Below are 19,936 nucleotides of genomic sequence, written 5' to 3' on the forward strand. Positions count from 1 at the left end.
TTTAAAACGTAATTGCGTATTTTTCTTTGATAAGAGGAATAAGCCTTTTTGATATCGCTAAGACCTCTGGCTTGTCTTTGCGTAAATAAATTTCACCATTTTGATATGCCTGCCACTGAGCATTTTCAAATATTGCTTTGCCGTAGGTGTTGCTAAGTGATTGCGCCACACGTGTTTGTTCAGCGCTTGCGGTTAAAATCCAAGCGAGTTCTAGGTGGTTATCACCGAATACGGCTTCAATTTTGCGCGGAAAACCAAATGCCGAAAAATTAAAACAGTTAACTTGTTTTTGCGCATTTGGCTTGGTTAACAACCAGGGTTTAGTGTCTTGAATCACTAGCGGTTGGCAGTGCTTTTCAAATATGGGCATAAGCGCATCAATTGACGCACCAAATTTAAGTAAGGTATTTAACGTAACCTCACTTTGCTGGTTATTGTTGATATGTGGGTTAGACCAAACAAATAAATTTGGGTGAAGCGCATCCTGCCCGATTAAGGTAGCACTGTTGGTGTCTGTATTTAACCACAGTAAATGATTGCTGTGTGCTTGATACGCTAAGTACTCAGCATATTTGTCGCTTAAGCCGGTAACGGCACTTTCACTGATATTATTTGTGTTAATGTGCGCAACCTTACCGTCGGCAACTACAATAGCAGCCTTTCCGCCGTGTTTTACAGTGTCACATACTAAATGTTGCTCTGTGTGTTTGGCGAGTGGAAAGCGCACTGGTAAGTTAGACAAAACGCGCACGTTTGTTTGGCAATTTTCTTGTAATTTAGTTAGAGATGAATCAAATGATTCACTTATCGAAATATCAAAAATGCTGGCTGGTACGGCGCTAGCGTTTGTTGAAAAGGTAATAGCGAGTGTACAAAGTGCGAGTAAAAATTTGTTCATAGTTGTTTGTTTAGCTGTTGTTTTTAACTAAGTCGCAAATTGTTTTTAAAAGGTTGCAATATTTTTAGACGAAACAAAAGCTTAAAAAACAAAAAGGCCAGCAAATGCTGGCCTTTATTCGTCTGTATCATGTGTGTTAGCGTTTAACGCTTAATCTGCTTTAATAAAGCTTTTGATTGCTTGTAATGAATCAAACCCTTTGTAACCAAGAGATTTTAATTCATCGTTTACGCAAAATAGCACGGCGCTGTCTTTATTCTCTTCTTCTTCAGCCATATCTAGGCAAAATTCATAAGAATCTTTCACTGTTTCTACGCTCGCTTGTTCTTCGCTTGCCCAAACTACAGTGCTTGCTAATGCCAATACCATTAAAAAAATCTTCATATTTACCCTTTTTCAATTAACTGGATTGATATTTTTAACACCGACAAATTAGGGCTATTTTTGTTTTAAGTAAAACGATAAATAATTGTCGTAAAGGTAAAATTTATTTTGCATTTATGTAGAACGTAAAGAGCAACACGCGCTAGATTAGATAGCCAAGCCACATTATTATTAAGGCAAGAAAAAAAGGTTAGCTGCAAATGCTAACCTTTTTATTTTTTAAGGAGTTATTGCGTTATCACTACATTGCAGCGCGGAATATCTCTGCAATTTCTTCAGATGTAGCCTGTATTGGGTTAGTAAATCCGCAGGCATCTTTTAGCGCATTTTCAGTAAGTGTTGGAATATCGTCAGCTTTTGCGCCTAATTGCTCAATACCAGATGGAATACCAACATCACTGGCTAAGCTAACAATTGCGTCAATTGCTGCATCTGCACCTTGTTGTTCGTTTAAATTGCTCACATCAACGCCCATTGCTTTTGCAACATCACGTAAGCGACCCGGAACCGCTTTCGCGTTAAAACGTTGCACGTGTGGTAATAAGATTGCGTTACATACACCGTGCGGCAGATCGTAAAAACCGCCTAGCTGGTGCGCCATCGCGTGTACATAACCAAGTGATGCATTGTTAAACGCCATGCCTGCCATAAATTGCGCATAGGCCATTTGTTCACGTGCTTCAATGTTCTCGCCATTATTCACCGCTTCGCGCAAATGTGTTTGAATTAGTTCAATCGCTTTAATTGCAACAGCATCAGTGATTGGCGTTGCAGCAATTGATACATACGCTTCAATTGCATGGGTAAGCGCATCCATACCGGTTGCGGCAGTAAGCGATGCAGGTTTGGCCAGCATTAGCTCAGGATCGTTAACCGATACTAACGGCGTGGTGTGTTTATCAACAATGGCCATTTTAATGTGGCGCTCTTCATCGGTAATAATACAAAAACGCGTCATTTCTGAAGCTGTACCGGCTGTTGTATTAATTGCGACAAGCGGTAACATTGGTTTTGCTGATTGGTCGACCCCTTCATAGTCGCCAATTTTGCCGCCATTTGCAGCAACAAGCGCAATGCCTTTTGCGCAATCATGTGGCGAACCGCCGCCAAGTGAAATTACAAAGTCGCAATCATTGTCTTTTAAAATACTTAGGCCATCGTTTACATTGCTAACGGTAGGGTTTGGCTGGGTACCATCAAATACCGCCGTTGCGACATCGCGCTCGTTAAGCAGCGACTGAACTTTTTCAACAACACCAATTTGGTTCAGGATTTTATCGGTTACGATAAGCCCTTTTTTAAATCCTTTTGCTTGAATATTATCAGCGGCATCTTTTAAACAACCTGCACCCATTAAGTTAACGGTAGGAATATAAAATGCAGTAGTCATAATGATTTGTCCTTTGTTTAGTGAGAGTTACTTTATTGCGACGGTGATTGTCACATGCGAAACCTTTCGCCTTTTTGATTTAAAACAAATACCACGCTTAGAACACTTAGACTTTAATCTAATGCGCTTGTATCGGCGTTTATTTGAGTTATTTAGAGTGGCTGAAAAAATAAAAAGTGACAGAAAAAATAATCAAAACTTCAGTATGTTATGACACGTTTTATTACATTTATCGATTCCATCTCGTTTACGCATTGTTTTATCGTATCTGGCTTGTTTATTGAAATCCGGTGGCGTTTAAATAGTACACAATAATAAAAAGGGAACACATAATAATGGCAGAGCATATTCAGCAAGGAACGTCACGACGCCAGTTTATAAAAAGCGCTGCGGTTGGCACGCTTGGCGCATCTTTGGCGCTAACCTCAAAAGTAAATGCAAAAGAAAATAGCGGCCTAGTATCGAACAGTTTTGACGAAGCGCCGTTTTTACCTGTACCTAAGCATGCACCTGCAAAAGAAGGTGTATTTCAGGTGTCAAATGAACAAGGAATTTACTATTGGGATACCGGTGGCAACGGGCCTGTGGTTATTTTGGTGCATCCAGGGCGGGGCAGTGCTTATTCATGGCCGTATCAACAAGATGCATTTGCGCAAGCTGGGTTTAGAACCATCGCATATTCAAGGCGCGGCCATCAAGGCTCGCCAATTAAATCGGCCGAGCAGCCTAGTACCGATGCCGATGATTTACTTGCGCTGATTAACCATTTAAACATTGGTAAATTTCATATTGTTGGCTTAGCAGCTGGTGGTTTTACAGTTACTGATTTTGCCGTTTCATTTGCAGACAGGTTGTTAAGTATCACCATAGCATGCAGTTTGTTTGGTATGTGGGATAAGGATCTTGATACCCGTTCAGATTTTATTTTGTCAAAAGGGTTTGCCGATTTGCCGCCTGAATTTAAAGAGCTGGGTCCCTCGTATCGCTTTGCTCATGCTGAGGGCGTAAAAGCGTGGATAGCGATGGAGAAACAGGCGAAAGAGCCCGGTCTTAGAAATCGTCAGAAAGATAAAAATACGATTACATGGCAAAAGCTACGGGATCTTAACTTACCTATATTCTTGTTAACAGGCGGCGCAGATCTGTATCAACCGCCTGCCCTGATGCGCGCTGCAGCAAGGCAATTACCGGGTTGTGAAACCTTAGTCGTGGCAGAAGCTGGACATGCATTGCAATGGGAGCAGCCAAATATGTTCAATCACGCTGTCATTTCGTTTTTAAACAAAGTAACTGTGTAACAGACACTTAGTGACGAACTAATGCGTGTTGGTCTTTGTGGTTTAAATTTTGTTCAAGTCCAAAGCTATTTGATCGCGGCGTTGCTTTGTAGGCTTAGCGGGCTAAGTCAAAAAGTAACAACAAAGATCAAAACGCTTTGAGGTCAACAGGCGCTAATGATAGATGCAAATTTAACGGTTAAGGCTTTATTTTGCCGATTGATTTTTATACTATCAAAGCGCATGTGCAAGTTATCAAGGAGTGATAATGAAAATTAAGCTACTGATTGTTACCGTACTTATTATGTTTGTTACTAAGGTGCATTCGTCACAGACGACCCTAGTGCAAAAGTCAGCTGAGTTTGCTAAAGCAAGCGAAGGTTTTCAGTTACATTTACGCGAAAAATTTTTCAAATCTGAGTCTATTCCGTTTCAATCTAACCAAATACACCTAGAATTTGGCAGCCAAGCACCCTTTAAAGATTATGTGCTTGAAATAAAAAAAGGTAATAAAACCTGGTCAAGTGATCTGGTTTTATTTAACCAACAAGACAATGTGATTGATTTTAATGCCTTGTTATTTGGCTTACTCATTGACCATAGAGATATTCTTCATTTAACTGGGCAAGCTGGTTATGATTTCTACTTAGATTTGGAAAATAACCTAGCGGAAGATTTTAAACAATTTCACAACCAATACCAAAAAAGCCTAGAAAGCTATTTGAATTTTGTTGCTTACTCACGTGATTTCACGGTGTATCAAAATCGCATTATGCCGCCGTCGGATAAGTTAAAAGCGTTAGCAACAAAGGTTAAAGTTGTACCGCCTGTTGAGCATCAGCAGTTAATTAGCCAATTTATTGATGCGATTAATAGCCAAAATACTGCATTTTTGATGGCGCAGCACATTCCCAATGCAAGCCAACGAGAAATAGACATTTATTCGCGAGGCTTAAATGTGCTTTATGAATATTTTGATAAGATAGGTAATCCGAGCGATTTCAAAATAGTGCAATCGAGCGATCTTAAAACCTATTCAGGCCCCAAAAAAACCTTTTATGTAATCGAGCTACTCAACCATCAAGGCAGGCACAAAGTCGGATGGAGTTTTTCTTTGCTGATATGTACGGTGAGAGATACATTGGCGAATATGACATCACCGGAGTGCATTTTAGCTAACAGCTGTAATAAAATAAGCAAAATGGCCGCCCCATTTTGCTTATTTTTGGTTACTAAAACGCTGTTTTTAGCTCAAATTTGATTGTTCTAGGGTGACCTTGTGCCAGTAGTCTAGACCCCGTTGCCGCCCAATAAGCTTTGTCTGCAATATTTTGAACGTAAAGACTAATCGCAACATCATGATTGCGAAGGTTCAATTGGTAGTTTATCCCTGCATCAAATAGTGTGTATGCGTTGGCACTTGCTGAATTAAGCGCATCAACATAGCGGCTACCCGTGTAATAGGCACCTAATGATAGGCTTAACCCCGGCACACTATTTAATTGGTATGTGGTAAATATTGATGCTGTGGTCTTTGGTGTATTTTCAATCGCGTTGCCGTTTAGTTGCGCGCTGGAAGACTTTTGCTGCTCTGCATCAATATAACTTGCGGTGGTGTAAACTGACCAGCCCTCAGTTATGCCGCCTGAGGCGCTTAATTCAACGCCCGCATAGTTTGCACGGCCATCTTGCACAAAAAATTCAGTTTCAGGGTGAATAAATGCAGATGCGCGGTCAATATCAAAATAAGCGAGCGTTAGTAGTAGTTGTTCTGATGTTTCAAATTTGACACCGTATTCCCATTGTTCACTTAATGCTGCGGGTAATACTTCCCCTGCATTTTTCGCAATACCTTGGGCGATACCGCCTTCTTCAAGCCCCTCAATGTAACTTGTATAAAACGCAAAGTTTGGCTGAGGTTTGTATATCACACTGCCTGAAAGTGTGTCTTCGGTGTCATCGTACTGAGCAAAGTCGCTGGTATTTTTATAATCAGCATAGCGATAACCTAAGGTGGTTTGCCATTGCTCATTAAAGTGAGTTTTCAAATTTAAAAAGTAACCGATATCGGTTTTTTCAATGGTGTTTTTGATACTTCTGGGCGGGGTTGGCAGCTTTGCTATATCGACAGGATGATACAAATTTTGCGCCCACTTACCTTGGCGCACACGATCAGCAATAATCGACTCACTTTCACGACGGCTTGCACCCATAACCCATTGATTATAAGTGCCCAATAACGTAAAGCTGCTGGTAAGTTTTACATCGGCAATGTTGTTTTCGTACTCAGTATCAGGAAATGTAGATAAACTGACTAACCCGTCACTACCTGTTTCAATATCATAACCAAAAAAGGCAGAATAACGACGCGTTGTGTCTGCATAAGCACGCCCAAGTGACATATTAATGTGTAAATTCGGTGTGATTGCGTAGCTTAATTTTCCGAGTAGGTTATGCGCCGTTGTTTCTGCTTTAAACCATTCAGCACCGTGATTGATATCTGTATCGAGTAAAGGAGGGAGCGAGAGAGAACCATCTTGATTTGCAAGTAAATAATATTGGGTCGGCTCGGTAATGTCGCGGGCAATATACTCACCATCAAATTCAAAACGTAGTTTGTCATTAATATCAAAATGATAACCAACTGAAGCGAATTGGCGCTCGCCTGATGTTCTTTCAATGCCGATTTCTTCGTCTGCCGCAACTAAGTTTACACGCACACCGGCATCGTCAAACATCTTACTAATATCGAGTGATGCGCCATAGGTACCGTGTTGATTTGCAAACAAACTCCCCGCTATTTGGTCTTGATATGCACGTTCAGTTACTAAATTTACAATTCCGGCGGGAGAGCCGAAACCGTAATACAAGCCAGCCGCTCCTTTAAGTACTTCAACGCGATATTTGTTCTCCATTGGCGTTTGCACGTAATTGGCAATGGGTAATATGCCATTAAGACGATAATTGGTGGTGGGATCAAGTCGAATACCACGGATGTTAAGGTTACTGTAAATGGTGGTGTTGATTTGCGCGGCGCTGACGCCTGCAGTGTTTCTAATGGTGTCTGCTAAAGAGCTGGCGAGTTGTGCGTCCAATAACTCTTTTGTGATTATGTTCGTTGTTAATGCGGTATCAAGTACATTAGCGTTAAAAAAGGTGCCAGCTTGCACGTACTTAGCACTATAACTGTTAGGGCGATCTGCTGTAATTTCAATTACTTCTATTGTTTTCTTGTCATCGGACTCTGACGCATTGAGCGTATTAAGCAATGCACTCAATGCAAAGACTGGAAACAATAATAAATTCCATTTCATAATGGTTATCATTTAGATTTAGGTGGCGGCATGGTATCGTGTGGCGATAAAAGGTGCAAGTGTGTTTTGATATAGTGTTGCATAAATGCCAAAAGGCTTAAGCAAAACTCAATCTGAAATCAGTTTTTAGGGTCTGTTGACCTTTCAAGTTCGTTTTTGCAGCAGTTAGATTGCTAGGCCACATATCGAGCGCCGCGATAAAAGCACGCTCAAAGAGAACGAAAATAGAACAGCAAAGGTGGGCAGACCCTTGGTATTCGCGATTATAAACTTGAACCGTAAATATAGGCCTTTTATGTCAAACTCTTAGCCGCTTTTACATTGCAGTGACACAGGTGTAATTAACGTGTTATAAATCGAGGTAAGAATTTCAAGGAGGTAGCGTGCAAAGTTCACGTAAATTTAAGGATTATCTCACCGCTCGACCGAAACCTACAGGCATTGATGTGTTATGTGGCTTAAAGCATTTTGCCATCATAACGTATGCGGTGCCGGCAGAGCGATTTGCAGGCTTGTTTCCGAAGCGTTTTTTACTCGACACCATTGAATTAAATGGCGAGCAGATGGCGCTCATCTCAGTAGTGCCCTTTGTTGATGTTGACTTTACCTCAGCAGTGTTTCCGTTTCCCAAATTCACTATGGGACAAACCAATTACCGTATCTATATTATCGATGGTGAAACGGGCGAGCGTTGTGTGTGGTTTTTAGGCACCACGCTTGATTCATGGACCTTAGCGGTACCGCGTTATCTGTGGAATTTGCCATGGCATGCGGGCAATATTCGGTTTGATTGCATTTTTGATGAGTCGACAGGCTTGTACCAGCAATATCGTATGGAAACACGTTCCCAATGGGCTGCGGCATCGGTCGAGTTAAGCCAATCTGATAGCGATAGTTTAAATTTCCCCGGCTTTCCCGATACAGAATCAGCGCTGGTTTATTTAACCCATCCGCTCGCGGGTTTTTATTATCGTCGTGATAGAAAGCTTGGCACGTATCGGGTATGGCATGACGAATTGCGTGTAAAACCCGGTCAGCTTAAATCTGCAAACTTTAAGCTGTTATCGGATTTAAACTTGGTAAATATCCAAGAGCAACAGTCGCCGTACAGTGTTTTAATCGAACCTATCAACGAATTTACGATTTACCTGCCGCCAACGGTGATTAACGAACTGAACGCGGGTTAATAACCTTCTAGAGCTGATATTTTTTAATAATTTATTTTGATGTTTACAAGGAGTCGTAATGGCATTTTCAAGCCAAGAAAAGGCGGCATTACTTGCCGTTAAAGGGGTTGGGCCAACCGTGATAAAGCGCTTTGAAGAAATAGGCATTCACTCATTTGCAGAATTAACCCAATACAGTGTTGATGATATTGCCCAAATGGTCGCCTCAATGTTAAGAACGAGCTGTTGGAAGAATAGCCCGCAGGCTAAAATGGCCATTGCAGCAGCAATTGAACGCGCAAAGTTAACGCTTTAATCGTACCCTTTTTACAGGACGTTTTATGAATAATCTTGGTAACTTAACCTTTTTTTGCGGCAAGATGGGAGCGGGTAAGTCAACCCAAGCAAAGCTTATAGCGAAGCAAACGCACGGAGTATTGATTTCTGAAGATGAATGGTTAAGTGCGCACTTCCCTGAGCAAATTAAGTCGTTTGATGACTATATTCATTATGCAAATCTGATAAAACCGTTTATGAAAACGCATGTGCAGCGTATGTTAGCAACGGGTAGTCATGTGGTAATGGATTTTCCTGCGAATACCGTAAAGCAACGCGCTTGGTTGCGTTCATTGAGTGATGAAATTAATGGCCAACATAAAGTTATCTACTTAGATGTGAGTAATGCAACGTGCCTTGCACAAATCGCCAAGCGTCGTATTTCAGAACCTGAGCGATCGCATTTTGATACAGAAGCAATGTTTCATCATGTGACACAATATTTTGAGCCCCCGAAAGAGCATGAAGGGCTTAACATAGTCCTAAATAAAAATGCGCAATAACATACTAAATTTAAAAGATAGTTTTACGTTAAGCTTGAAGAAAAAGAGTGTTAATTTAAGCCCCCGAGCATAGATTAACCTGACATAACACCGCTTAAGAAACGCGAATAGGAAAATATATGGATTTAAACGCATTACTTATATTCGTTATTGCTTGCCTGGCAATAAATTTAATTCCCGGACCCGATGTAATTTACATCGTATCAAACACAATGAAAGGTAAAATGACAACGGGATTAAAAGCGGCAATGGGGCTAGGCGTTGGCTATTTTGCACATACCTTAGCTGCATGTCTTGGTTTGTCGGCGATAATTTTAAGCTCTGCACTGGCATTTACCCTAGTTAAGGTGTTAGGAGCAGCGTATTTATGTTACCTCGGTATTAAGTCACTTTACGCGATGTGGCGTGGTGAAAGTCAGGTCGTGCTAAACGATAAATCACGCGCTTCAGACAATGTATTTTTGCAAGGAATAATTGTAAGTGTTTTAAATCCTAAAGTAGCGTTATTTTTTCTCTCGTTCTTACCGCAATTTATCGACACATCGTCTGCTGATGTTGCGTTTCAGCTGCTGTTATTGGGGGGTGTTTTCAGTCTATTAGCAACGGCATGTAATTTACTTTACGCGTTATTGGGCAGTTGGCTGTTTAAAAGAGCAAATTCAGCGCGTTTTACCCGTGTTTTAGATGGCATTTCCGGCGTGCTACTGGTGGGCTTAGCCAGTAAAGTGCTGGTCAGTGACGCCACCAAGTAATCGTTTTAATACCTTTTACGTGCCAGCCATGCTCTATGCTGTCACGTATTCTACTCGTCACTTTAGGTTGAGATAACCCGTTAACGGTAAACGAGAGCAAGAGCGAGCAAAATTACGACTACGCCTAAACCTATGGGTAAAAAGGCGCTGCGAATCGCGCGTTCGAAGGTTAAAAAGTCGGGTATACCTGCTTGCCAAAAGGTCCATTCAGATGCGATAGCGGTTGCAAGATTTTCTCCGCCAGAGGTTAACACAATGATTGCATCGTGATTAGTTGGATTGAGGCGAAGTGCGCTGTTAATTGCGGGCTCATTTGCGCCATCATGACCGAGAATAAATTTACCATCCGGTAGCAGGGCATATAGCATTGCACCCATGCCCCAAATTGGCGCTCCTAGTTTATGACCGAGAGGTTTACTTAATGTGTTGATGGCATTTTTAGTGTGTTTATCCGTTTGCTGTAAGGCCAATACAAACTGAGTAAGATCATTAGTGCTAGCCAGTAACCCTGTTGCGGCAGGGCTTACATATTGATAAAAAGGCGCTTTGTTGCCGGCCGAATCATAAGGGTGTGCCACATTACTGTGCGTTTCGATAAATGCATAATTGGCGCGATACATCGAAAGCGGGCTGAAAACGGTTTTTGCCATAAAATCTTCAAATGACATCTTAGTCACATTCTCGATGATATGTTCTGTAATTAGGTAACCGCCGCCCGAATATTGCCACTGAGTTGCTGGTTCGAATCCGATTTCAAGTTTAACGTCACCGCGTGCGCCTTTTGGGTGGTTTAATGAATCAATTAAACTAGGCATTGGCTGGCTTTTACTCATGTCGGCAAAGCCTAAGCCATCGGTTAAGCCCGAGGTATGGGACAGTAAACTGCGCAAGGTGATTTTATTATGATTGAAACTGGATGCGGGTAATTGCCATGCTGCTGTTAGGTAATTAGAAATAGGTGCATCTAAATCAATGTCGCCTTGTTGTGCCAATTGATACACACCATATGCGGTAAATAACTTGCTCATTGACGCCACAGGGAAGAGGGTATCGCCATTTACCGAATTTATTGATGGTGTGAATTGCTTTGACACAACCCGCCCATCTTCAATGATAACCATGGCAAAATTTCCTTTTGCCTCGTTTAAAAAGCGCTGTTGAACCCTGGCAATAAATGCGGCCGAATCACCTTGTTTGGCAAGTGGTGTTAACCACCAACCATTTAATGCGCCATAAAGGCAAACGCAACTCCAACTCAAAGTGAGTACAATAAAGCTTATAAGTACTTTAACTAAACGCATAACATATCCTTGTTTTGTTTCATTACCTTGTACGGCTTAAATTACTTCCAGTTCTTCTTTGTCTTTAACAAAGTAAATAGACAGTACCAGTAGTGCAGCAGGGAATAGGAATACGTTGGTGAAAGACAAAACAAGGGTCATTTGTAGAATGCTCATTAATAACATTAACACCGAGAATACTTTCAACAGTGGCGGCAAATGTTTGTTAATTAAACATACAATTGAAAATACAGCCGCGAATAATGTGTACAGCCCCAAAGAACCAAACGCTACAACCATCGCTACGATGCCTGTACTTTCAGAAAGCATATCTTGGTTGGTTAAGGCTAAATAAATATCAAATAACACAGTTGAGTGAAATATGGTGACGACTGCGGCCATAGCACACAGCAAAATACGAGCGGAGCGGGCATTAAAGTGAGATTTCAGGTGATTGCTTAAGCTCAAATAAACACACACTTCTAATGCGCCAATCAATACAAACAGTAAATCACGCCAATTGAATGTGAGTAGATCTTGTTTAAGAGCGGCTTCAAAGCCATCAAAGGTTTGGCCCAAAAACGTGATCCAGTAAAATGGAAATAACACTGCTAGCAAAGCAGCCACCCCAGCGGATATAAAATTATCGCGAGAAGTCATAATACGTCCTTTTGTTATGTATCCAGATCAGTGTCTGAATGATCGTGTTCATATTGCAAAATATCGCCCGGCTGACAATTAAGCGCCGAACAAATTGCCTCTAATGTTGAGAACCGAATGGCTTTCACTTTGCCATTTTTAAGCAGCGATAAATTGGTCATTGAAATGCCGATATCTTGCGATAATTGTTTCAATGACATTTTATTTTTTGCCAGTTCTATATCTAGGTTGATTCGTATACTCATGCTTATAAATTAATCGCATGATTTATGTTTGTCAAATAAAATTTTATGATAAACGTAAAATATTTAATGTTTAACGATTTTTTGAAAATAATGTGAAAAGCACATTTTTTGCCTTGGTTTGAGTTTTTAAAATGTGAAACTATTGCAATAATTTGATCAATTAACAAACAGTTGTTAGGCTGAATGAAGCATTGAGCAGTAGGGATGCATTTGTTTTTAAGTGGTACTTAATAAACTAAATAACCTCAGTTTTGGATGAGAGCGTTTTTACTGCTTTTGCGTTAATTATTCACTAACTTGTTTAAGTTGGTGCCACCTTTCTCGCAACAGTAAGTGATTTAAAAGCGCATGTTCAGTTGCGACAAATCTCAACTGCCTACCAACGTCTGGTCTAACTCTGAGGACAACAACTCAGATTTAGGAAAAGCAATGATTAAACAGTTAGTTATGGCGGCGTTACTGAGCGCCGCCGCAATCTCACCAGCGAGTTGGGCGGGCTCACAGTCGGTTGAAATCGAAAGTGTGTCGGTTAACAACAAGCAAACTTGGCTCAAGGTTAAGGGTGAACTAAAAGGCTTTGGTAAAAATACGTCGTTAACCTTACGAGATGCCGACAACCTAGAGGTTATTTTTCATTCAGAAACCGTGAAAAACAAACGCTTTAATGCGAAAGTGCAAATTGAAGATCTGATTTACGTACCGTGTAAAATCGCCGCTGTTGCGAATAACAATACCACTTTAATTGATAGCGCAGATGTGACCGATGTTAGTAGTTGCGGCGGTTACAGTGCGACATTATCGGGTTTAGTGACTGATGAACCTATTCCATATGCCAGCGTTAGTGTTACCGTAAATGGTAATACCTTTACGACTACAGCCGATGAAAACGGCGCTTATTCGCTGACGATTTTAACCACTACACTCGAAACACTTGTGAAAATAGAATCATCGGCCTTTGATGCGCAAACTGGCGATGAAATTAACTTCGTTAATTTGTTAGGGTCGTTTGAAAAAGTACTAGAAGATGACTCTCATAATGTTACGAACGTAACAACTGCGAGTTACGTATTAACTCTTGCGGCAAATGGCTTTCAAGAACCGACTAATATTACAGAATTGCAGCAAGCTGAAACCGCAGTCGATGCATCGCAGTTAATTGAATTAGCCGCGGTAATTAAATTGATTGTTGATGATGCGAATTATCAATTGCCCGATGGTTACAGCAGTATAATTGAATTTGTTTCATCGCAAAGTGCGGTTGAGAGTTTTATTGAGAACACACCTGAAGCAGACCTAATCGCAGCGCAAAACGCGATTTTAGCCGACAGTGACTTAGTGGCAGGATTCGATGAAAGTGATATTCCAAGTTTTTATTACGCCATTGATACCGCCGAACCTGGATATTTATCACGCAGTGGCTCAGCACTTAAATTTAACGTGACAGGTACTGGAAGCAAGCTCAGTTTTACCTCATGGAATGGGCAAGCAATTAACGCGGGCTATTCGTGGCATGTTGCCAATGGCCGAATCGAAACAACCTATACCACCCCTATCGAGCAAGAATTACTAACTTACAATATTGAATCGCTTACTGACGATCAGGCTGAAATTGATGCATTTTATGCGGGCGGCGGCGTAGATGACCAAATCGTGTTTTATCAATCAACGCTGTCACAAAATTACACTCGTGTTGTTGATGGTGCGTTAGTTGATGTAATTAATGTTGAAACGCGCGTTGAAAAGCGAACGCCACCAATTCAATTAACGAATGGCGATACCTTAACGCTGCAAAATAATAAAATTGAAATTAGCAGTGGTCAGCAAACTTTCCGCTCTGCGCTTGATATTGAGCCGATTGCGTTTAAAGCGGACTGCAGCAATGGCGTTGCATGTGTGCTTGGTCAGTGGGGCGGGCAATATAATTACTCGGAAGGTAAACGCGCTTATGATGATTATATTTATCCTACCACCTCGTATGCTGATGTAATTATGTTTGATTCAAATGGCGTGGCAAACGGCAAAATATCTAATATTAGCGCAAACTGGCAGGTAAATAATGCGGGTCAGTTAGTGATCCAATATCCAAATGGCGCTGTGCAAACGAGCGAAATCATTGATCAACTTGGATTAGAATACGGTGTATTTTCTCAGTTCAGTACGCCAGAAGGGGAATTTGCTACCTATGATATTTGGGTAAAAGGGCAAACTAACTTTGTACTCGATAGTGCTTATTTGCAGCCAACAAGTAGCAATCATTACTGGAATGGTGAAATTAATTCGTGGATCCCGGGTTCGTTTGATAGCAATGGTTTGCTTATTCCAGAACGCTTATGGGGCTGGTTGTTTACCAGTAACACAGTGCAAAATATCGATGGTGTTGCATGGCAGGGACCAGACCAAAACGGATTAAGCAGCATCAATTTTGTGCTAAGTGATGCAGTGAGTTATCAGGTTGGGGCACAGACTATTGAAATTAACCGTCTACCTTTTGCTAAACGTTATTGGTACCCCATCGCAAGTACCATTATTAACGGCGATAGAGTGTTTTACATTGTTGAACGTGAAGAGCGTGATGCGCAATTGTGGTTTGGCGGGCAGCCGGGTTACAACACTTTTATCCCATCGCGCATTAATATTGAGCGAGAAGTAGACAGAGCAAATTACACCAATGTAGCGCGCTAAAACGTTAAGGGCGTATGCCCTTAACGCTTAATAAATTGACGTGTTAATTTACCAGTTATAGCGATAAGTGAGTTTCACCATCGAACCTTTCGCAGGAATATGGCTGGTATTAGCGTTAGAGCGCAATAATTGACTATAAAGCGGGTAATACTCGCGGTTAGTGGCGTTTTCTATACCAATATTTACAACGCTTTGGTCTAGTTCAATGCTTGCGAATAAGTCGAGTGTGGTATACGAATCTGTTTGATGGCGGCCAAAGCCGGTGTTGCCATTTAAACGGTAATCGTGGCCGTCAACATAGTTTAGTTGCGCTTGCAGATTGATGTTATCGTACTGATATTGGCTTGCGAATGTTGCTTTTAACGGCGCGATTCTAAAACCATTCATTTCGCGCCACGTGTCGGTGCCTTCAGGTTTTTCATCACCGTTTATTTTACTCACTAACGCCATCATGCTTAAGGTGTCAGTTAGGTAATAGTTTATGTCCAGCTCGATACCTGAAATTCGTTCTTTATCGCGGCGCAAATCTAAACCAAAGCCACTACTTTTAACGCGCCCACGGTCTGACGTTGAATTAAAGAGCGCACCATTAACGCTAACGTTATCCGATTGATAGTTAAAACCAACTTCAAAGTTATCTGAGGTAACGGGTTCTAGTTCACTGCTTGCGATGTCAAAATCACTTGATGCGTAGCGAAGTAGCAGACCAATATCAGGTAATTCGTACCCTTGGTCAAATGCGATATAGGTTTTTACATTGTCGGTTAGACTATAGTTTACGCTAGCGTTTAGCATAGTGCCGTCGTAGCTTTTGCTGCCACCATCAACAGAATTACCTTGGCCAAGAGTTGTAAAATCATCGAACGAAACACGAATATGTTCAAAACGTGCACCGGCGTCTACATTAAGTCCCCAATCTGTGTGGTATTTGTATTGCGCAAATGCAGCAATGTTATTGGTGTCGGTTTCTGGCATAAAGGTTTTATCTTCGAGTTTGACAAACTCTAAGCCGTTACTGTTATCAAATACTTCTGGGTCGTATGCTGTGATCGGCATTTTAGTTGACTCAAAATTACCATCTAGGCCATAAATAACGGTGTGATTGCTAATTGGCAGGCTAAATGCGCTTCTAAAACCAAGCACTTGCGCATTAAGGTAAACTTGCCCTAAATGATTCCAAGAGGCGAATGGGCGACCGTCAAACGGATAAAAGCGGGTTTCGTAGTCGCGATAATAAAGCTGGCCAGAAAACTGCTGCGACCATAAATCGTTATCAACATAATGAAGGTTAAACATTAAGTTGTCGGCACTATTTTGTTCAGCTAATACCAGGCCTTTGCGCGGTTTTGCACTTACGCTATGTAATGGCAGCGAGTTAACACTTGGATCTGACGCGAACTCAGTGTCTTGGCTTGAATCAAACCACATAACACTGGCAAACAGCTCTGCATTTTTATTAAACTGATAACCGACCTTGCCGTGAAGGCTAAATTGAGTGCTGTCAAACAGATCACCTTGGCTTGGCTCTGGTGCAATTCTGTCACCATTTGCATCAAAATAGCCACCGGTCGATGCGATATCAAAGTCCACTGCAAACGACAGCTTATCGCGTTGATCAGCAATACTTTGACCAAGTTTATAAGTGGCGGCATCGCTTGAAATTTCAGTTAAGCTAGTGCTTAATTCTGCACGCGTTTGAGTGCTTGATTGCTTAGCCGTTTTAGTTGTGATGTACATCACACCGCCGCTTGCGCCTGAACCGTAAATGGCGTTACCACCACGTACAATTTCAATTGAATAGATCAGTGATGGATCAAGATTAAATAGGTCGCGCGACACATTACGGTTAGTGCTCATTGGCACACCATCAATCAGCACCAGTAAATTGCGCCCACGTAATGTTAAACCAAAATTCGTCATGGTTTGACTGGCAGGCGATACACCGGGCACTAATTTGCCAATTACCTGAGCTAAGTTTGCATTCGCGGCCATTGCATTAGTGATATCGGCTGCTGAAAAATAGCTGGTTTGACGTGCAACGCTGGTCAGCCCTTGTTGCATACGAGAGCCATTTACTTGCACTACTTCAATGTTATCTAATGGCGCAGTTGTTGATGGTTTGTTCGTCGTTTGTGAACGTTTATTTTGCGGTGCTTTTGCTTTTAGCACCACAGCTTGCGGTGATTTCCACTCAGCGTATAAATTTGATTGGTTGAGCAAATATGTGAGGCCTTGAGCCGCTGTAAATTGGCCTTTAAGCGGTGCATTTTGTTGTTCGTTTAATAGCGCATCGTTTACAAATAATTGAATGCCAGTAACGCGTGTATATTCAGCTAAACCTTGGCGTAGCGAGGATGCATTAATATCAAATTGAACAAGCTGATTGACACTTTGCGTATTGCTAAGCACAACAGGTGAATAAATCGTAGAAAGAGAGGCTGCTGAAATAGCTAATGCAAGTGGGAGGATTTTCATTTTTAACCTTAATAAAAATAATTCTTACTATCTATAACGCGTTAAAAATGAAAAACCGTAAATTATTTTTAATAAATTATGAGATCGTTACTGGCATTGCGCATTTGCTTTAAATTTAAGCTTTCCAATAGCAAAGAAAGCGCAAACTCAGGCGATTGTGTATTTACATTACCGGTTACTTTTAAATTTAGGTGTTGCTGATTAACGACGCTGATTTTGTAATCCACAAAAGGTTGTAACTGCTTAATTGCATCGCCAAGGGGAGTTGCATTAAAGATCAGTTTGCCATCACGCCATGCCAGTGCCGCATTAATTTCGCTTGCGTGCATTTTCAGCCAATGTTTATTTGATAAAATTAACCCTTCACCTTGTGCAAGTTGCTGCATTTGCTTGGTTTGGGTGTTGGTAACACTGACTTTATGCTCGGTTACAACCACTTTTGCCACACCTAACGTATTGATCAAAAAAGACGTACCTAGCGCGGTGACTTGCTTATTATTAAACTCAACGCGAAATGGTCGATTAGCGTCGCTTGCAACGTCAAACCAGGCATCTCCTTCAAGCAATTTGATTATGCGTTCGTTTTGGCTGTACGCAACGGCAATTTTAGTGGCTTTTTTTAACTCAATTACCGAACCATCGCTTAAGGTTACAGGGCTTTGCTCGGCACTAAAGTACACCAATGATGGCGCTATTTTGCTGGTGTTGGGCGTTTTCACAAGCCAAATTGTCAGCGCAAATGCCACTAACGATAAAAACGCCAATGAATGACCTAAACGAGGCGCTTTATTGCTGTTGCTGTTTAGTAATATGTCGCGCTCAGCAAAATAGGTATCTTGATGTTGTTTAGACTTTTTGCACCAAGCGACAAAAGCGCGCTGTTGCTCGTAAGTTACATTCTCAGCGCGCATTTTTGTTAACCAGCGCTTGGCTTGTACTCGAATTAACCAGCGTTTAATCATTATGCTGCGACCCCAAAATAAGCTGACGGCATTTACTTTGCAAATTAGCCAATGACTTTTCAACCCAACTTAGTGAGCGCCCTTTATCACACGCTATATTACGACAACTATCGCCATTGATTTTAGCGCGCCAAATTAAATCTTTCATTTCGGGCTTTTGTTTATCGAGCAGTTGTTGAATTTTTTCAATGGCCAGGTGCTGGCCAACATATTGTTCTGGACAAGTATCGGCTTTAAGTGAATCCAGATCGACATCATCAACTAACTCTTTACTACTTTTGCGATAAAAATCAATAATTAAGTTGTTCAACATGGTTGTGACATAGGCATTAATGTTGCCAATGCTATGCCAGTTTTCAACGAGCATAAGCTTGAGGTAAAGCTCTTGCGAAAGATCTTTTCTGGTTTCGCTACATGCTACTTTTTTGGCGAGGTGTTGCTGCATTAACGGCATGCAATGTTGATAAATTCGCTCGGCAGTATAGGGAGGCTGCATTGAAATCATTAAAACAGTCAATTTGTCGCTAATGCTAATGATAGCTATTATCAAAATCAAGCTTTATGTGGTCGGTGCACTGTGTTTATTAAATCCATTCTTTTCAACTTCATACAAAAACGTATCAAACTTTGCCTGATTAATCATCAACACAGTGAGATTAGGTATTAATTTGAATGCATGAGATTGATAATGATTATCGTTAGTGTTAATTTGTTTTCACTCTTTAATTTTGGTTTTATGTTATGAAAAATAAGCGGCCAGTTAATTTGGCAATTCATACCATGGCGTTACCGATTACTGCCTACGCATCAATTTTGCATCGAATTTGTGCAGTGATCATTTGGTTTTATTCAGTGGCTTTAATCCCTGTAATTTATTATGCGAGTCGAACGCAACAGCAGTTTGACGAAGTGAAGTCCTATTTCAATGACGTATTTTTTATCCAATTTTTAGTTTGGGGTGGGTTAACCGCATTGGCGTATTATTGCCTTGCAAGTGTTAAACACTTTATTCAGGAATTTGGTTATTTTGAAGAGTTATCAGGCGGCATTGCGATCTCTCGCGTTACGATTGGTTTGGCGTTGGTGTTAAGCATTATTGCAGGGGGCTGGGTTTGGTTAGTTTAAACATTAATCGTCACGGTACAAAGCAGTGGATTTTTCAGCGGGTTGCTAATTTATTAATTGTGCTACTTAGTCTGTGTTTTGTTTTTGTGTTCGCTACTTTTCCTGTCGACGATTATGCATCGTTAATCGGTTTGTTAAACGCACATTGGTTTAAAGTAATCGCAAGTATAAGCCTTATTGTGTTATCCCTTAATAGCATGCTGGCAGGTTGGCAAATCGCAGGCGATTACGTAAAGGGAAGTTTCGTTAACTATTTATTCAATACATTGTGTATTGTGGTAAGTGTAATGATTGCAGCATTTGGTAACTACATTATTTGGTTTTAACCCGTGTTTAACATTACCAGCGCACAAAAGTGCATGTGAAAAATAAAGCCTGTTTAAAAACAGGCTTTATTGTATTTAAAAGTGATATTCGAAGTTTGCGCCTATGGTTCTTGGCGGGCAATGCAATCTAATCAACGATCAGGCTAATTCGAAATTAACGA

19 protein-coding genes are annotated in these 19,936 nt (G+C 41.0%); 9 read left to right on the forward strand and 10 right to left on the reverse strand.

Annotation, left to right across the window (positions count from 1 at the left end; translation table 11 throughout):
* Window position 1: 1 nt before the first annotated feature.
* From C2M30_RS17360 to yiaY, 3 genes are all read right to left on the reverse strand, one after another.
* Window positions 2–898, reverse strand: a complete 897-nt coding sequence (locus C2M30_RS17360) for a hypothetical protein (protein ID WP_105172625.1) — start codon at window positions 896–898, stop codon at window positions 2–4.
* A gap of 150 nt (window positions 899–1,048) precedes the next feature.
* Window positions 1,049–1,282, reverse strand: a complete 234-nt coding sequence (locus C2M30_RS17365) for a phage tail tube assembly chaperone (protein ID WP_010558784.1) — start codon at window positions 1,280–1,282, stop codon at window positions 1,049–1,051.
* Between the two features lie 241 nt (window positions 1,283–1,523).
* Entirely contained in the window at window positions 1,524–2,672 is a 1,149-nt protein-coding gene (gene yiaY / locus C2M30_RS17370; RefSeq protein WP_105172626.1) for an L-threonine dehydrogenase, read from the reverse strand.
* 335 nt (window positions 2,673–3,007) lie between these two features.
* Here yiaY and C2M30_RS17380 point away from each other — a divergent pair, with 335 nt between their 5' ends.
* The gene (locus tag C2M30_RS17380; protein WP_105172628.1) at window positions 3,008–3,970 is read left to right on the forward strand and encodes an alpha/beta fold hydrolase; all 963 of its coding nucleotides are present in this window, start codon (window positions 3,008–3,010) and stop codon (window positions 3,968–3,970) included.
* 247 nt (window positions 3,971–4,217) lie between these two features.
* Window positions 4,218–5,210, forward strand: a complete 993-nt coding sequence (locus C2M30_RS17385; RefSeq protein ID WP_105172629.1) for a hypothetical protein — start codon at window positions 4,218–4,220, stop codon at window positions 5,208–5,210.
* Here the strand turns inward: C2M30_RS17385 and C2M30_RS17390 are convergent.
* Window positions 5,182–7,263, reverse strand: a complete 2,082-nt coding sequence (locus C2M30_RS17390; protein ID WP_158683535.1) for a TonB-dependent siderophore receptor — start codon at window positions 7,261–7,263, stop codon at window positions 5,182–5,184. The genes C2M30_RS17385 and C2M30_RS17390 overlap by 29 nt on opposite strands.
* Before the next feature lie 383 nt (window positions 7,264–7,646).
* Here C2M30_RS17390 and C2M30_RS17395 point away from each other — a divergent pair, with 383 nt between their 5' ends.
* From C2M30_RS17395 to C2M30_RS17410, 4 genes are all read left to right on the forward strand, one after another.
* Window positions 7,647–8,450: a DUF2071 domain-containing protein gene (locus C2M30_RS17395; protein ID WP_105172631.1), complete on the forward strand. Its 804-nt coding sequence runs from the start codon at window positions 7,647–7,649 to the stop codon at window positions 8,448–8,450.
* A gap of 58 nt (window positions 8,451–8,508) precedes the next feature.
* Window positions 8,509–8,745: a helix-hairpin-helix domain-containing protein gene (locus C2M30_RS17400; RefSeq protein WP_010558790.1), complete on the forward strand. Its 237-nt coding sequence runs from the start codon at window positions 8,509–8,511 to the stop codon at window positions 8,743–8,745.
* Between the two features lie 25 nt (window positions 8,746–8,770).
* Window positions 8,771–9,268 carry an AAA family ATPase gene (locus C2M30_RS17405; protein ID WP_105172632.1) on the forward strand — a complete coding sequence of 166 codons (498 nt, stop codon included), beginning with the start codon at window positions 8,771–8,773 and terminating at the stop codon, window positions 9,266–9,268.
* A 119-nt stretch (window positions 9,269–9,387) separates the two neighbouring features.
* The gene (locus C2M30_RS17410; RefSeq protein WP_105172633.1) at window positions 9,388–10,020 is read left to right on the forward strand and encodes a LysE family translocator; all 633 of its coding nucleotides are present in this window, start codon (window positions 9,388–9,390) and stop codon (window positions 10,018–10,020) included.
* 80 nt (window positions 10,021–10,100) lie between these two features.
* Here the strand turns inward: C2M30_RS17410 and C2M30_RS17415 are convergent, their stop codons facing one another.
* The 3 genes from C2M30_RS17415 to C2M30_RS17425 are packed head-to-tail and all read right to left on the reverse strand — an operon-like array spanning window position 10,101 to window position 12,205.
* Window positions 10,101–11,321, reverse strand: coding sequence for a serine hydrolase domain-containing protein (locus C2M30_RS17415; protein ID WP_105172634.1), 1,221 nt, complete (start codon window positions 11,319–11,321; stop codon window positions 10,101–10,103).
* A gap of 36 nt (window positions 11,322–11,357) precedes the next feature.
* Window positions 11,358–11,960 (reverse strand): hypothetical protein, encoded by a 603-nt coding sequence (locus C2M30_RS17420; RefSeq protein WP_105172635.1) that lies wholly within the window; start codon window positions 11,958–11,960, stop codon window positions 11,358–11,360.
* Window positions 11,961–11,974: 14 nt separating this feature from the next.
* On the reverse strand, window positions 11,975–12,205 hold the full coding sequence (locus C2M30_RS17425) for a helix-turn-helix domain-containing protein (RefSeq protein WP_100915531.1): 231 nt from the start codon (window positions 12,203–12,205) through the stop codon (window positions 11,975–11,977).
* A gap of 429 nt (window positions 12,206–12,634) precedes the next feature.
* On the opposite strand from C2M30_RS17425, the gene C2M30_RS17430 reads away from it, so the two are divergent.
* The gene (locus C2M30_RS17430) at window positions 12,635–14,887 is read left to right on the forward strand and encodes a carboxypeptidase-like regulatory domain-containing protein (RefSeq protein ID WP_105172636.1); all 2,253 of its coding nucleotides are present in this window, start codon (window positions 12,635–12,637) and stop codon (window positions 14,885–14,887) included.
* A gap of 48 nt (window positions 14,888–14,935) precedes the next feature.
* Here the strand turns inward: C2M30_RS17430 and C2M30_RS17435 are convergent, their stop codons facing one another.
* The 3 genes from C2M30_RS17435 to C2M30_RS17445 all read right to left on the reverse strand — a co-directional run bounded on the left by C2M30_RS17435 (window position 14,936) and on the right by C2M30_RS17445 (window position 18,820).
* A complete protein-coding gene (locus tag C2M30_RS17435) occupies window positions 14,936–17,362 on the reverse strand; it encodes a TonB-dependent receptor (protein ID WP_105172637.1) in 2,427 nt (808 codons plus the stop codon).
* 68 nt (window positions 17,363–17,430) lie between these two features.
* The gene (locus C2M30_RS17440) at window positions 17,431–18,324 is read right to left on the reverse strand and encodes a FecR family protein (RefSeq protein WP_105172638.1); all 894 of its coding nucleotides are present in this window, start codon (window positions 18,322–18,324) and stop codon (window positions 17,431–17,433) included.
* Window positions 18,317–18,820 (reverse strand): RNA polymerase sigma factor, encoded by a 504-nt coding sequence (locus tag C2M30_RS17445; RefSeq protein ID WP_158683537.1) that lies wholly within the window; start codon window positions 18,818–18,820, stop codon window positions 18,317–18,319. The genes C2M30_RS17440 and C2M30_RS17445 overlap by 8 nt, the downstream gene beginning before the upstream one ends.
* A 245-nt stretch (window positions 18,821–19,065) precedes the next feature.
* Here C2M30_RS17445 and sdhC point away from each other — a divergent pair, with 245 nt between their 5' ends.
* Together sdhC and sdhD are read left to right on the forward strand one after the other, a co-directional pair.
* Window positions 19,066–19,449, forward strand: a complete 384-nt coding sequence (gene sdhC / locus C2M30_RS17450) for a succinate dehydrogenase, cytochrome b556 subunit (protein WP_100915526.1) — start codon at window positions 19,066–19,068, stop codon at window positions 19,447–19,449.
* Window positions 19,437–19,775 (forward strand): succinate dehydrogenase, hydrophobic membrane anchor protein, encoded by a 339-nt coding sequence (gene sdhD, locus C2M30_RS17455; protein ID WP_158683539.1) that lies wholly within the window; start codon window positions 19,437–19,439, stop codon window positions 19,773–19,775. Before sdhC ends, sdhD begins: the two co-directional genes overlap by 13 nt.
* The last annotated feature ends 161 nt before the right edge of the window (window positions 19,776–19,936 follow it).

It is taken from the genome of Pseudoalteromonas sp. T1lg24, assembly GCF_002964745.1.
GTDB classification, from domain to species: domain Bacteria; phylum Pseudomonadota; class Gammaproteobacteria; order Enterobacterales; family Alteromonadaceae; genus Pseudoalteromonas; species Pseudoalteromonas spongiae.